Source organism: Bradyrhizobium sp. UFLA05-109 (assembly GCF_054185165.1).
Genome location: NZ_JBBIAR010000015.1, coordinates 47,794 through 62,621 on the forward strand (window position 1 = coordinate 47,794; position 14,828 = coordinate 62,621).

The window sequence follows — 14,828 nt, forward strand, 5'->3', positions numbered from 1 at the left end:
TCGACCTATACTATGGGATAGCAGGGGTTGGACGGCGCGATCGCATCGCATTCTCGCCCTCCAAAAAAGCCACTGAAAGGGCGGGCGAAATCAGTGAGGCGCTCCATCCGGATTGCCACCGGCCAACATTGGCAACGGAAGCGTAAAGCGAAAATGCGCGCCGCCGTTCGGTCGATTTATACCCGAGATGCTGCCGCCATGCGCGGTGATGATCGAGTGGCAGATGGCCAAACCGATGCCGAGTCCGTTATCCTTGGTGCTGAAGAAGCTGTCGAAAATGTGTCCGAGATAAGCTTCGGGAACGCCAGGTCCGTTGTCGAGGACGGAAAAGACCACGGCCTCTTCCTTCTCAAGGCGCGTCTGGATATCTATTCGGCGCACGGGTTGTCCCGACTGCACGACTGCCTGGACACTGTTGACGAGCAGATTGATGACCACCTGCTGCAACTGAATCCGGTCGCCCATCACCTGGGGCCGATTGAAGTCGAATGCCGTAGACAGGGCGATCGACTTGGAGTCGATGTCGTGTCGGATGAACAGGATCGCTTCCTCAACGGCCTCGTTGAAATCCAGGAGGCGTATCTCGGGCTCATGCTTGGCCGCCATGCCTCGTATGCGGTGAATGATCTCACTGGCTCGACGCGCATTGGACACAATTCGCGACGTGAGTTGATTGACCTTCTCGATGTTTGGATCGGGACGAGCCAGCCATCTCAGGCTCGTCTCACCGTTGGTCACGATGGCCGTAAGCGGCTGGTTGACTTCGTGCGCGATCGACGTCGCCAACTCTCCGAGAGTTGCGATGCGGCCGGCATGCGAGAAATCCGCCTGCAATTTTCGCAGTTGTTGCTCCGCATTCAAACGCTCGCTGATGTCCAGCATCGTTATGAACGTGTTGTCAACCTGCTCGGGAGGCACTGGATAGGTCACCGTGAAGAGCACGTCGATGATCGAGCCGTCGAAGGCCAGAATCCTGGTCTGCTCGACGAAATTCCGTCGTCCCTCGAAATGGGCGACCATGACCCGCTCGGCGAGCCCCGGGGCGGCCGCGAAAATGTAGCGGACGGGCCTGATCATGTCGGTGCGGTTGGCCGCACGAAACAGCGACGCCGCATCCCGATTGGCGTCCGTCACGCGAACGACGTCCTTGGCATGCTCGACCAGCTCCGGATGCTGCTCGAGATAGGCCGCAATGTCGCGTACTCCGCTGGCCTTCAATTGGTCGAACGCTTCGCCAGCGCTGCGGGAATCAACCTGCCAGAGTGCGGTCGGCAGGTATTGAATGAGGTTCTGGTATCTCTCCTCACTCGCTTGCAACTCCCATGATGTGCGATCGTCGTTTCCCACGCCACTGAGCGTCACGAATACCGTCCCGGGGGGCTTCGCCTCCGCCGCGTGCCACACCCTGACGATCGGGTCCCGCAAAGCTCCGCTCATGACAATTCTGCGTGTTTCCAGCGGCGATTGGTTGGTCGCAACGCGTTCCAGCAGCCTGGCCAGAATCGCCCGGCTCTCGGCTGGCCAGAATGTACCAATGGGCTGACCGATCATCTGCTCGTAACGGGCATGGACCCCGAACATGCGGACCGCGCGATCGTTCACGGCAACGATGTTGGCCGCAGCCAGTATGCTATCGACCCAGTCCGGCCTCCGGTCAAAATCGACGATGCCACCGTCACGCCTATCGTTGGCGATTGCATCGAGCAAGGGCCGTGTCGGCGAGACGTCAAGCTCCCAGCACGCGGCGAGCGCGCCCTGCAATTCAGCGTCCGTCCGCAGGTATTCAGCTCGCGAGAGAGCTCCCAGATGTCGGCCGAACTCGACGACATCGACAAGACGACCGCTTGAGCTCCGCCTGACGATCTGGCGCACGGCAACCGTGAGCTCCGTTCCGCTCAGACTGCGCCGAGATAGCACGCCCTCCCATCGGCCTTCACGCAGCAGCGTGTTGAAATGATCATCGCCAGATGGCTCGGGCGAGCGGATCTCGTCGAGATGTCGTCCCACCATTGCCATGGCAGGCCATCCGTAGAGAGCTTCGGAGGCATCGTTCCAGTACAGGATGATGCCAGTTCCGTCACTGACGATGACGCTCTCGGATGCAAAGTCGGCCAACTCGCTGCCATGAGGCGAGGCAAATGTGCTCTGCGGGGCGGCTGGTCGTGCAATGTTAGTCATCGGACGGTGGGTCCCGTCGATCGCCGCGCCATGAGTGGCCCGCCTGGTTCAGGATGTTCTGCAAGATATGAAAGAGGACGTCGTCATTCACTGGCTTGATCAGACAGGCATGAGCGCCGCCGCTCAGCGCGCGTGCCTGCGTGGCTGGGCTCGTATCCGCGGTGATGAAGATGACGGGCATTGATGAGCCTAGTTCGCGCAGTCTCTCCTGAAGCTCGAGCCCGCTACGGCCCGGCATGCTCACGTCCGTGATCAGACAATCAAAGCGGCCTGGCTCAAATTCGGCCATGAAGGCTTCCGCCCGATCAAAAGTGTGAGATGGCACGTCCATCACCTGAAGCAGGTCGGAGAGAGCCTCACGCACAGCTTCGTTGTCATCGACGATGGCGACTAAGGGCGTTTCGGACGAGCGGTTGTCATTCGCGGGCATGGCATGACGACCATCCGCCGATTGCCGGCCGGCTTGTACCTGTTCTTTGGTGTAGGTTGCCTACTCCCCTCGAAGCTCCACAGGCAACGTTTCCCATATGCGGATCAGATCTCCAACTGACGTCGCTTGCAGTTTTCTGCTTGCATTGCTGCGGTGAAGCTTAACGGTGATTTCGCTTATGCCGAGGTCGAACGCGATCTGCTTGTTGAGGCGACCCCTTGCCACCTCGCGCACCACTTCGCGCTCGCGCGGTGTCAATTTGGAAAAGCGGGCGGCGTGTTGCTCGAGGCGGCTGGCCACGGCTCTCTGCAAGATATCCTTGTCGATCGCCGCAGTGACGGCATCGAGCAGCGTCTGGTCCCTGACAGGCTTGGTCAGGAAATCAACGGCTCCCGCTTTCATCGCCTGGACGGTCATGGCGATATCGCCATGGCCGGTAAGGAAGACAACCGGCCGCGTATTGCCATTTTGGGCCAGAAGCTGCTGGAGATCCAGGCCGCTTGCTCCAGGCATACGAACGTCGAGAATCAGACAGCCCGGCCGGTCCGGAAGGTCGGCTCGCAACAATTCCTGCGTCGAGCCGAAGCAGCATGCGTCGATGCCCACCGACAGCAGCAGCTCCCGGAGCGAAAAGCGGATTTCCTCATCATCGTCCACGATCAGGACAAGCGGACGATCGGTTTTCTCGGCAACGATACTCATCGGAAAGCGGGATAGGGGCGACAGGGTCTGCTGGTGGGCGGATGCGATTGTCCGAAGCATTTTGCATGGTCTCCTGGTCGCTTCTGCCCCGCGGTCTTTCGACTGCTTTCTTCACGAACGCTCATGAGCCTTACGTCCTGACGCAGCCATCCACGGACGTCCGGGCTTCTACGGTGTTATAAGGGTTGTACGATTTCGGCGTCTTTCCTAAATCCACCGTGCTTTGTCCGATTCTGTTCCGAGCACGGAACTGTGAGCGGCGGGGGAACTCGCAGAGGTGGCTCATCAAGAGATGTAACAAAGGTCTTGAATTTGCTTCGGAATCGTCCCGCGAGCGTTGGCGTGGCAGCAATGGATTCGGAGCAGCAAAGCTGTACGGTCGCTTGCCGAATTCCGATAGTGTGCGGGAATCCGGCAAGCAAATCATGACCTGCTCGGTCGGACTTCACGGATGAGACTAAATCGAAATGGCACAGTCGCAGCCCTTCAGTCAGCGTTTCGGGAAATTCCTCCATCTGGAGGATACGCCGCCCACGCTGATAACGCGGACATTGCGCAGCCTCGAACTCTCGGTCACCGAAACCCGCAACGATAATCCAGTTCCGGGTCTTTCCGGGTCGTTGACAGCCGAGGATGCCTTCCTCGTGAGTCTGAAGCTCCATGACTTTCCGGATTGTGAGCTTTGGGAAAAAGGCAAGTGCCGCATGAAGGCCGATGTTAGGGCAGGTGCCACGTATCTGTACGACCTCAAGCACGATCCGCGCTATGTGATCGACAAGCCGTTCCACTCCCTGTTTTTTTACCTTCCGCGTTCGGCGCTCGATAACATCGCAGACCAGCCCGGAGCGACACGCGTCGATCAACTCGATTGTCAGCTCGGCATAGGCCATGACGACAACGTCATTCGTCACATCGGCGCGTCGCTGCAGCAGGGGCTGCGCCGGCCGGACGAGACCAACCAGCTTTTCGTCGATCACATGATGCTCGCGCTCACCGCGCATGTCGTCCAGACCTATGGCGGCCGGAGGTGCATCAGTGAATTGCCGCGCGGCGGCCTCGCCTCGTGGCAGGTGAAGCGCGCCTGCGAAAGGCTGGACTCTGATCTCGGCGGAACGCTTTCAGTGCAACAAATCGCCGCCGAGCTTGGCCTTTCGGTCAGCCATTTCTCACGCGCGTTTCGTGCGTCCACCGGATTGCCGCCGCATCAATGGCTGCTTCGCCGGCGCGTCGAGGCAGCCAAGCAGTTGATGAACGTCCGCGACCTGCCGCTGTCCGAGATCGCGATCACGGCCGGGTTCGCCAATCAAAGCCACTTCACGCGAGTGTTCTCGGCCACGGTCGGCGTCAGCCCCGGAGTTTGGCGTCGCGACGCGCGAAACGCACCGGACAGAGAGATGTAATTCTGTTTGCTTGGACCGCCTCAACCCGCGTGGCAGATATCGATGTTCCGCGACCTCAAACATCTGAATTGACTGCCGGCACGGCGCGCAGACAAAGAGCCAGGTGCCTCCTTGCTCCATCAGGCCGTCACAGGCAGGACAACGAATCGCGAGCGTGCCGCAATCGACCATGGCGTGAATCCCTAGTCGGCGGCTTCGTGCCTCTGGATCGACGTCGGCTGTTGCGCGCGACGCAGACGAAAAAGCTGCGTCATTTCAGCAAGCTTTGACAGACACCCCTTCCGCCACCTGCTAATCCAACAGTGTTTAAGTACGTCCATCTCTGACGGTACGCCGAAGCGTAATCTCTGCGAAGCTCGAATTAGACCCTACGCGGCCGACGTTGCCGAGCTGTGCGGCGCTTTGCTTTCGCGCAAGAACCATTCGACAGGCCGCACGGAAAGGTCCGGCTCACCATCGGAAATTGACGCTCGCACGCTACTGTCGCCCAAGCAAACGTCGCCAATCGCTCCAAATGAATATTTTATGACGCACTGTGCGTGCGTAGCGAGCGCATCCCGTTGATGATCCTGTATCCCAATTCCCACACTGGGACTGAAAAGCGTCTGTTTGTTGCTTATCGGGCAGACATGCGCATCTGTTTTATTTCAACGTTTGCTTGCCTGACACAGTGATTGGCTGGAGAGATTTAAGTGGACCGTTCCCTGATAACTGATATGCCGCGCGACAAGTATGTCGGGCGGTGCAAGCAGCGAGCCTTGGACTATCTCGACCGAGACGATCTTAAAAGCGCGGTCGGGTCGTTTGTCAGCGATATGAGCGCGCGTCGCGATTGCGAATTGCCACATCACTTAGCCGCCCTCGGCGTTTTGCTGCTGATAGGGAACGATGTGCTTGGCTGGAGGACGCTGATCGAAGGAATTAGGTGATGATCGCTCGCGAGGAGTAAACAGCGGCCATTGTCTGATAGAGACCTGCAAGGCTGCGACCTTTAGGAGCGCAGCGCGGGCGACGAGATCAACACCATTTGGTCACGCGATGGAAACGTTCACGCTCATAGTTGATGGCCTCGCGCTCGCCGCTTTCGTGTCGGTTCTCATCTTTGCAAACCAAACACGAGGACGAAGGCACTAACGCCGGATGCTCATCATGTCGGCGCGCTGCCGGCTCTGCTTGTCGCAAGCCTCCCACACGAACCCCGGCTCGAGGTCGGAATGCCGCGGATCGTCGGGCCATTGATCGACCAGCGTCGGCATGAGCTTGATGTTGTGGCTGCACTTGTAGTCGGCGCAGAACACGATCAGGGTCGTTCGCACCGAATGTCTGATCGACAGTCGGCTTGGCCGCCGAAGCGGCGGCGCTGCCACAATATGCCTTTTCCGGCAGCATAGCGCACGAAACCCGCCCTGGCCGGGCTTAACCAGTTGCGAATGACGTAGATGTAGGCATTGAAGGCTGCTAGGCAGTTGCTGGGGCCCGCATCGCGGAAAGGTTGACCTGCTTCCCGTACATCCCCCAGTTGATCTCGGGGATCTCCTGGACGGCGACGTATACAGGCATTTTTCCTTCGCCAATGGCAGCGTGTTTGCCAAGGATCGCTGTGCCGTCCTCGATCAGCCGCTTCTTGCCAGGATCGTCGAGGCCGCCCTCAATTGCATTGATCAGCAGGGCTACGATCGGATGCGATGCGACTTCTCCACCGCTGAAGAAGGCGGTGGGCTCGTGCTCGGCGAAGATTACCCAGACCCCCGATCGGATTGACGATGTGTCCGCAAGGCGCTCGCACGCCATTCCGAGGTCTGTCAGTTCGGCTGCCACTCGCGCGCGAGCCTCGGGGGTGAAAGCGCCGCGGGGAGCGTGAACGAACATCTTGGGCACACAAACCTCCTCTTCTCCGGTCAAGCGCTGCTCTCACTGATGGCGGTCGCCGGCTCGTCCGAATCTCCTAGGCCGGTTCCGCAGCAACCAGGCGAGATGCTCGCGGCACTGTCACGGCAAAGACAACGAGACCGGCGAGCGTCAAAACGAAACCTGCCCAAACCGCGGACAGCAATCCGTACCCGTAGTCGCGACGGGTAACTTTGGTCCTGTTTCAGAGAGTACCACCACCCCTTCACGCTGCAAGCGAGGAGTTAAAGCAGGCAAATTCCGGTGGAGCCGCTGGAGGTTTGCGAAGCCGGAAGGTTCACTCTTTGGGGGCGGCCAAGAGTTTCAACTTCATTGCATGAACACCGCCCTCGGCAAGATCCGGCAACTTGGCGAACCACGCCTGCACGTACGGCTTGGCATTGTGTTCCTCAAAGTCTGATTCGTTGGCGAAGATTTCATAGAAGATGAAGTGGCCGTTCGCCTCCCGGTCCTCCTGCAGGAAATATGCGATAGTTTTCGGATCACTCCGAACGAGGTTGATGAGCGGCAGCGTTGCAGCGCGTAGTTCACTTTCCTTCCCGGGTTTGGCCCGGATCTCGGCGACAACCGAGAAAGCATTGTGGGGCAAACGGCTGTATCCTGCTCCCGGACCGTCCTGCCCACGTGATGGCGAGCAAGCCATCACAATGGCCAATAGTAGGAAACCCAGGGAACGCACGTTGAAAAAGTGTAGCATGCCTATTCTCTCACCTCAGAATAAAGCCGGACTCTCAACCGGCGCTCTGTGTTCGGCGACGCCATTCGAGGGCCTGCTGGAATGTCTGCTTCACGGGCTCGAGCGCTTGCACGAACTCGAGTTGCTCTCCTTCAGGCCCCTTGCAATAGATCAGCGACCAGCCATTCGACTTGCCTTGCGTAATCCTGTTGGCGTTGGCGCTCATGGGCGCAGCCTTGCGCTGTCCTTCCGTTTCCACAGAAACGACACGGTTCGCTTTCACTTGAGCCATACCGCGGCGGGCGCATTCGGCCTCAAGATCGCTGATAAACTTCGCAAAATTCACATCATCGCGAATGTAGAAGCAAATATGCATAGAGCGGGGATAGGCAGGGCTCATGTGGTCGCGCGGCTCCGCCCAACTGTCTCCGTTTCCCATGGGCTGCACCGCCTCGCGATACTGCAAGAGCTCGATCACGAAATTGTCGAATTGGACGAAGCGAACATCCAGCCGTTGCGCACCGCCTTTCAAGTCAGGCACTCCGATCGTGCGGGGATCGACTTTAAGCTCTCGCGCAATGATCTCCTGATCGGTCATTAGTGTGTTATGGATCGGCGCGCCGTGGAAGTCGCCATCGCGCATAACTTCGTTTCCGCCGAGAACCTCCGTGTAAAATTCGAAGGCACGGTCCATATTTTGGACGGTGAGGCCAAAGTGCTGGGCTCCTTGAAGCCGTGCGCCTAAAGGTCCGTTATCGCGATCAATGCGATTTTGCTGCGCTGCTACTGGCGAAGCAGAGGCTAGAATCGACGAAGCGGCTCCCGCGAGTGTTGCGCCTCCGGCCGCAAGAATGACTTCGCGACGGTCGTGAGTTATCGGCTCGCTGCCAGGATTTGTCCTTCTCACAACTGCATCTCCTGTTCCGCCGTTTGATGGTGACTGGCGAAAACAATTACAGGCAGCGGCGCGCCGATGCATATCAATTGGGGTAAATTCCGATAAAAGGCGTTGCCAGCGAAGGGAAGACGCCATCCAACGTCGAAACGACAATTGTAGATTGTTGCGCATCTTCAATTGGCTGCAAGGCAACGTTAAGCCGGACCAAAGAACGTCCAACAGCGGTACCTTCCGGCTTCGAGCCTTACGGATTGCCGCGCAGAAGGATGATGATGAATTCGGTAAAATCGCCCGGCTCGGTAGCCACGTCGATCCTGCCGCCATGCTGCTTGACAACAATTTCATGGGTCATCGAAAGACCGAGCTCCCGTTCCTTCCCGTCGGCTCGGCGGTGAAGAAGAGGTTGAACATCTTTCTCGCACCTCAGAGAGATGCTGGCGCCGTTGTCGCGAATGCTGGTTTCGACAGCGTTGCCAAGATTCCTCGCACAGGAAACCGGCTTTGGATCGCAAAGGCAATTTCGTCGGAGTCTTTCGGGAAAGCGACGGGGCTGACGCCAGGTCAATATCGCGCTTGCTTCAACCATGAGGCGCGTGCTGGGATTCACCGTTTCCGCCCGCGCGTAGCAAGATTTGCGCATCGGGCCGTAATATTCGGTAGCACGCGCGGTTTCTGGGCGGTAGTATTTGTGAAGGCTCTTGCTTAGGACCGCAGCGGCGCGGGCTCCTTGCGCGTCGCTTGCGACTGAACCGATGTGAACCAGCGCTAAAATGGATGCAGTTCGCTTCGCTAAAATTGGGGATAGTAGCTTCCACATTGCGTGGAAGGACGGTGGGCGCGTTTTCTGCCGGGGATGGCACAAGGGCCCTGATGGCAGTCTCGTCGCTATACTAGCAGTGAGGCCTGCCTCGGAGCATCCGCATCCGGCCATCATCGATCGCCTTGCGCACGAATATGGATGGAAGGACGAGCTGGATCGCGCGTGGGCGGTATGTCCGTTAGACTTCCTTCATGAAGGCGGTCAGACTGTATTGCTTCTCGAAGACCCGGGCGGGGAGCCGCTCACGGCGTCGAGCGGCGTACCAATCGGCGTCGAAAGCTTCTTGCGCCTCGCCATAGCTATCGCCGTGGCGGTGGGCAAGCTCCATGAGCGGGGTCTCGTCCACAAGGATATCAAGCCGCAAAACATCATCGTAGATCACGCGAGAGGCGAGATCAGACTGACGGGATTCGGCATCGCGTCGCGGCTTCGGCGTGAACGTCAGGCCATCCAACCGCCCGAGACCATCGCCGGCACGCTGGCTTACATGGCACCGGAACAGACCGGCTGGATGAATCGTTCGATTGATTCCCGCAGCGACCTCTACGCGCTTGGCGTCACTCTGTACGAGATGCTGACCGGAAGCCTGCCGTTCGCTGCTTCCGATCCAATGGAGTGGGTGCACTGCCATATTGCGCGGAAGCCGGCGCCTCCGACCGATCGGGTGGGAAGCATCCCATCTGCGCTGTCCATGATCATCATGAAGCTGCTCGCCAAGACGGCCGAGGACAGATATCAGACCGCCGGCGGACTTGTACGGGATTTGCGACGCTGCCTGGCGGAGCTCGAAGATCGGGGCCAGATCGGAGAGTTTCCGCTGGGCCAACACGACACGTCGGACCGGTTGACGATTCCTGAGAGGCTCTATGGACGCGAGCGCGAGATCGAGACGCTGCTTGCCTCGTTTGATCGTGTTGTCGAGGGTGGAACGCCGGAGTTAGTGCTGGTGTCCGGCTATTCCGGGATCGGCAAGTCCTCAGTCGTCAATGAATTGCACAAAGTGCTGGTGCCGCCGCGCGCACTTTTCGCATCCGGCAAGTTCGATCAGTACAAGCGTGAGATCCCGTACTCGACCTTGGCACAAGCCCTTCGAGCCTTGATCCGGCTGCTCCTGGGCAAGAGCGACGCCGAGTTGGCCGGCTGGAGGGAGGCCTTTCACGAGGCGCTCGGCGATAACGGCCAACTCGTGGTCGATCTCGTCCCCGAGTTGAACCTCATCATTGGCGATCAGCCCCCGGTCCCTGTGCTTAGTCCCAGGGATGCACAATACCGATTTCAGCGTGTCTTCCGCCGCTTTATAGGCGTGTTCGCCCAACCAGAACACCCACTGGCTCTGTTCCTCGACGATCTGCAATGGCTGGACGCTGCGACGCTCGACTTGATCGAAAACCTGCTGACGCAGTCAGGGCTGAACCATCTGATGCTGATTGGCGCCTACCGCGACAACGAAGTGGATGCCTCACACCCGCTCATGCGCAAGATTGAGGCGATCCGCCAAACCGGTGCGCGAGTGCAGCAGATCCAGCTTGGACCGCTTGGCCATGAGCATCTCCGCGAATTGATAGCGGATGCCATCAGGCGCGCACCGCAGCCGGCATCACAGCTGGCAAACCTGGTTCAGGAAAAAACCGCCGGTAACCCGTTTTTCGCGATTCAGTTTCTGCACATGCTCGACGACGAGGGTTTGCTCACCTTCGATGTCGATCAGGGACGGTGGTCCTGGGATCTCGAGCGTCTTCACGCTAAGAGGTACACGGACAATGTGGCGGACCTCATGGCTGCGAGGTTGGTCCGCCGCCCGGAAAAGACGCAACAAGCCCTGCAGCAGTTCGCCTGTCTCGGTGCCGTCGCCGATACAACTACGCTGGCGATCGTTCTGGAAACCTCACCAGACCAGATACACTCCATTTTTTGGGACGCACTTTCTCAGGAATTGGTCGAGCGCCGCGGAGATTCCTACCATTTCACGCATGACCGCGTGCAGGAAGCCGCGTACTCGATGATCCCAGAAACCTCGCGAGCCGATAGTCATCTCCGGATTGGAAGGTTGCTAACGGAGCGAATGCCGGCCGAGCAGCGCGAAGAGGCGATCTTCGAGATCGTCAGCCAGTTCAATCGGGGCGCTGCCTTGATCTCCTTGCGGGAGGAGCGCGAGCAGGTCGCGCAACTCAACCTCGTCGCCGGCAAGCGCGCAAAGGCCTCCACAGCATACGCCTCGGCTCTCTCATACCTCAATGCAGGTATGGAGCTGCTGGCAGAAGAGGCGTGGGAACGCCGACAAGAGCTGGTGTTCGAGCTAGAGCAGCACCGGGCTGACTGCGAGCTCTGCACGGGTGCGTTGCAGAACGCCGAGGAGCGCCTGGCGACACTCGCAACGCGTGCCGTCGGCACGCTCCAACGTTGCGCCGTGGCGCACCGCCGTACGCATCTCTACATGATGCTTGGAGCGAACGAGCGTGCAGTCGCTGTCGCCCTTGAATGCCTGCGGCATGTGGGCATTGATTGGTCGGCACATCCTACTGAGGCGGAAATGCGCCACGAGTACGAGCGCTTCTGGTCACAGCTCGGAAATCGCACGATCGAGGACCTCGTTGACCTTCCGATCATGCAGGATCCGGAGGCTCTGGCGACGCTCGGCGTGCTCACGGGACTGGGCTCGCCGGCCTGCTACACTGACCTGAACTTGTTCACGCTTAGCGTCTGCAAGGCCACCTGTCTCAGCCTCGATCTCGGCAACAGTGACGCCGCACCATATAACTATGAAGACATGAGCCTGATCGCCAGCACTCGCTTTGGCCACTATGATCAAGCTTACCGACTCGGAAAGATGGCTTGCGACCTGCTCGAACGTCGCGGCTGGCATCACTATGGAGGACGCACCTATTTCGTTTTTGCTTCTCACCTTCCGTCGACACGACCGCTTAGGGATGCGATCGATCCGGCGCGGCGCGCATTCGAGATGGCGCAAGAGCACGGCGACCCTGCTTTTGCCGCGATGGCCTCCCGCGCTCTGAATTCCGTCTTTCTTGCCACAGGGCATCCGCTCGATCAGGTCGAACTTGATGCAGAGCACGGATTGGAGTTCTCGCGGCATTTTGGATTTTATCAGGACAGAATTTCCGCGCCCCTCGCGTTGGTGCGGACACTGCGTGGGGAGACCACGAAGTTTGGCTCTCTCGACGATGGTCGGTTCAACGAGCTAGCATTTGAAGAGCGCACAACAGGTCGACCCGTCCAACCCTTCCAGGAATGCTATTACTGGATCCGGAAGCTCCAGGCGCGTTTCTTCGCTGGCGACTACGTTTCGGCAATCAATGCAGCGGAAAGGGTTGAGGAATGGTACATGAACTTACCCTCGCTGTCGCTATTCATGCTGGAGGAGGAAGAGTATCACTTCTATGCCGCGCTGGCTCGTGCTGCATTGTGCGAGTCCCAACCGTACGAAGAGTATCGGGAGGCACTTGGACACCACCAGCGACGGCTTCGAGGCTGGGCGGCAAATTGTCCACAGAACTTCGAGGATCGGGCAGCGCTGATCGACGCAGAAATCGCCCGTATCGAGGGACGTCCGCTTGAGGCCATGGAGCTGTACAAGCGCTCCATCATGTCGGCACGCGACAATGGCTTTGTCCACAACGAGGGGCTCGCCTGCGAACTAGCGGCGCGCTTCTACGCGGCGCGCGGCTTCGACATCAATTCTTATGCGCACCTACGAAAGGCACGGCAGTGCTATGAGAGTTGGGGGGCCGATGGAAAGGTGCGGCAGTTAGATCAGCTCTTTCCGTTCCTGAAAGACAAAGAAACTGCTCTCATCGCAACCGACACCATCGGTGCACCGGTTGAACGCCTTGACCTGACCACCATAATCAAGGTGTCGCAGGCTGTATCTAGCGAGATCGTCCACGAAAAGCTGATTGACACACTGATGCGTACCGCGATCGAACAGGCGGGCGCCGAGCGAGGCTTGCTGATTCTTGCACAAGGCGCCACGCCGCGGATCGCTGCAGAAGCCACTACTGGCGACGATAAGGTGGTTGTGCATCTGCGCGACGACGCCGCGACCGGGACCGTCTTGCCGGAGTCAGTGCTGCGCTACGTCCTGCATAGCCGTGAGAGCGTTATTCTTGATGATGCCGCCACCCAGTCCCAATATGCCGCGGACCTCTACATTAGGGCTCGCCGAGCACGGTCTGTTGTTTGCCTACCCCTGGTAAATCAGGGCAAGCTTGTCGGCGCGCTTTACTTCGAGAACGGCCTCGCTCCAAACGTCTTCGCGCCCGCTCGCATGACGGTCTTAAAACTGCTGGCGTCACAGGCGGCAATTTCCCTTGAGAATTCACGGCTGTACGGCGATCTGCAAGAGCAGGAAGCGAAAGTTCGCCGCCTGGTCGACGCCAACATTATCGGAATCGTCATCTGGGATTTCGAAGGCCGCATCATCGAGGCTAATGATACGTATCTCCGCATGCTGGGTTTCGACCGAGAAGATTTTGTTTGTGGTCGCGTGCATTGGACGGATTTGATACCGCCGGAGTGGCGTGATCGAACTGCGCCGGTCCTGGAGGATATCAAGACCACCGGAACGATACAGCCGTTTGAGACGGAGTATTTGCGGAAGGATGGCGGTCGCGTGCCCGTGCTGATCGGCGCGGCGCGCCTTGAACGAAATGAAAATCAGGGCGTCGCTTTTGTACTCGACCTGACTGAGCGCAGAAGGGCCGAATCCGAAGCGCGCAACAACGAGCGGCGTTACCGCGAGACACAGGCGGAGCTGGCGCACGCGAATCGCGTCGCGACCATGGGTCAGCTAACGGCCTCGATCGCCCATGAGGTCAATCAGCCGATCACCGCGATGATGGGCAACGCTGAGGCGACGCTGCGATGGCTTGCTCGCCAGCCACCGGATTTGCAGGAAGCTCGTCAGCTTCTTGAAAGAATCGTCAAAGATGGTCGTCGCGTAGGGAATGTTGTCGAGCGAACTCGTGGTCTTGTCAAAAAGGCGCCGCTGCGGATGGAGCGCATCGAGATCAACGGGGTCGTCGGAGAGGTGATTGAGCTCACGCATGGCGAAACCGTAAGGAGCCACGTCTCCGTCCGAACGCAGCTGGCGAAAGGCTTGCCTCTCGTTGAAGCCGATCGGATCCAAATTCAACAAGTGGTGCTCAACTTGATTATCAATGCCGTACATGCCCTGGAAGAGGTCGGCCAAGCCCGCCGCGAGCTGCTAATCAGCTCTTCCAAGAACGGCTCAGACGGTGTGCTTATATCCGTCCGAGATACCGGGAAGGGCACAGACCTTGAACAACTCGAGAAACTCTTCGATCCATTCTACACTACCAAACCGGGCGGCATGGGAATGGGATTGTCGATCTGCCGTTCAATCATAGAAGGCCACGGCGGAAAGATTTGGGCGGAAGCAAACCTTCCACAAGGCGCTGTCTTTCACTTCACGATTTCTCCGGCTCGACAATATTAGCTCCGTAATCTAGGCCTCGAAGAGGTCTTTCGGATGCGGCTTCAAGTTTCCGATCCTTTCTCGATGCAGCTAACCAGCATTCCGACATCCAATGGCTTGTCACGTGGCGCTCCACTGGAAACAGCCCTTCCTCCCAGATATCACTAATGAATGATCCATGCCTAGAGAAGGGGAGCCGCTCGGTTACTACAATGGAAGAAGCGACGGTGACCATAACCAAAGCGGCGAAGGAATTCCTCGTGGCAACATTTCATCTGAAGGAGTGACAACGAACCGCAAGACGAACTTTATCGGATGTGTTGCGCGCACGATGCAAGCGCAGCGGCGCGAGATGCCGGGC

The 14,828-nt window shown here is 58.6% G+C and carries 11 protein-coding genes; 3 read left to right on the plus strand and 8 right to left on the minus strand.

The window, feature by feature from the left end; genetic code table 11:
• Positions 1 to 90: 90 nt before the first annotated feature.
• Genes Q3C01_RS13410 through Q3C01_RS13420 form a run of 3 tightly spaced genes read right to left on the minus strand, consistent with a single transcriptional unit; the run spans position 91 to position 3,310 of the window.
• Positions 91 to 2,178: a PAS domain-containing sensor histidine kinase gene (locus Q3C01_RS13410; protein WP_458145795.1), complete on the minus strand. Its 2,088-nt coding sequence runs from the start codon at positions 2,176 to 2,178 to the stop codon at positions 91 to 93.
• Positions 2,171 to 2,608 carry a response regulator transcription factor gene (locus Q3C01_RS13415; protein ID WP_458145796.1) on the minus strand — a complete coding sequence of 146 codons (438 nt, stop codon included), beginning with the start codon at positions 2,606 to 2,608 and terminating at the stop codon, positions 2,171 to 2,173. Before Q3C01_RS13415 ends, Q3C01_RS13410 begins: the two co-directional genes overlap by 8 nt.
• A 60-nt stretch (positions 2,609 to 2,668) precedes the next feature.
• Positions 2,669 to 3,310, minus strand: a complete 642-nt coding sequence (locus tag Q3C01_RS13420; protein WP_458145874.1) for a response regulator transcription factor — start codon at positions 3,308 to 3,310, stop codon at positions 2,669 to 2,671.
• Positions 3,311 to 3,777: 467 nt separating this feature from the next.
• On the opposite strand from Q3C01_RS13420, the gene Q3C01_RS13425 reads away from it, so the two are divergent.
• Together Q3C01_RS13425 and Q3C01_RS13430 are read left to right on the plus strand one after the other, a co-directional pair.
• Positions 3,778 to 4,710 carry an AraC family transcriptional regulator gene (locus tag Q3C01_RS13425; RefSeq protein WP_458145797.1) on the plus strand — a complete coding sequence of 311 codons (933 nt, stop codon included), beginning with the start codon at positions 3,778 to 3,780 and terminating at the stop codon, positions 4,708 to 4,710.
• 692 nt (positions 4,711 to 5,402) lie between these two features.
• Positions 5,403 to 5,639: a hypothetical protein gene (locus Q3C01_RS13430; protein ID WP_458145798.1), complete on the plus strand. Its 237-nt coding sequence runs from the start codon at positions 5,403 to 5,405 to the stop codon at positions 5,637 to 5,639.
• A gap of 201 nt (positions 5,640 to 5,840) precedes the next feature.
• Here Q3C01_RS13430 and Q3C01_RS13435 read toward each other — a convergent pair whose 3' ends face one another.
• The 5 genes from Q3C01_RS13435 to Q3C01_RS13455 form a co-directional block, all read right to left on the minus strand.
• On the minus strand, positions 5,841 to 6,026 hold the full coding sequence (locus Q3C01_RS13435; RefSeq protein WP_458145799.1) for a hypothetical protein: 186 nt from the start codon (positions 6,024 to 6,026) through the stop codon (positions 5,841 to 5,843).
• A gap of 142 nt (positions 6,027 to 6,168) precedes the next feature.
• Complete coding sequence (locus Q3C01_RS13440) at positions 6,169 to 6,588, minus strand: tautomerase family protein (protein ID WP_458145800.1); 420 nt, start codon at positions 6,586 to 6,588, stop codon at positions 6,169 to 6,171.
• 307 nt (positions 6,589 to 6,895) lie between these two features.
• Entirely contained in the window at positions 6,896 to 7,315 is a 420-nt protein-coding gene (locus Q3C01_RS13445; protein WP_458145801.1) for a putative quinol monooxygenase, read from the minus strand.
• A 34-nt stretch (positions 7,316 to 7,349) separates the two neighbouring features.
• The gene (locus tag Q3C01_RS13450) at positions 7,350 to 8,363 is read right to left on the minus strand and encodes a VOC family protein (protein WP_458145875.1); all 1,014 of its coding nucleotides are present in this window, start codon (positions 8,361 to 8,363) and stop codon (positions 7,350 to 7,352) included.
• Positions 8,364 to 8,436: 73 nt separating this feature from the next.
• On the minus strand, positions 8,437 to 9,009 hold the full coding sequence (locus tag Q3C01_RS13455; protein ID WP_458145802.1) for an ATP-binding protein: 573 nt from the start codon (positions 9,007 to 9,009) through the stop codon (positions 8,437 to 8,439).
• On the opposite strand from Q3C01_RS13455, the gene Q3C01_RS13460 reads away from it, so the two are divergent.
• Entirely contained in the window at positions 8,963 to 14,488 is a 5,526-nt protein-coding gene (locus Q3C01_RS13460; RefSeq protein WP_458145803.1) for a trifunctional serine/threonine-protein kinase/ATP-binding protein/sensor histidine kinase, read from the plus strand. The two genes, Q3C01_RS13455 and Q3C01_RS13460, sit on opposite strands and share 47 nt — an antisense overlap.
• Positions 14,489 to 14,828: the final 340 nt, after the last annotated feature.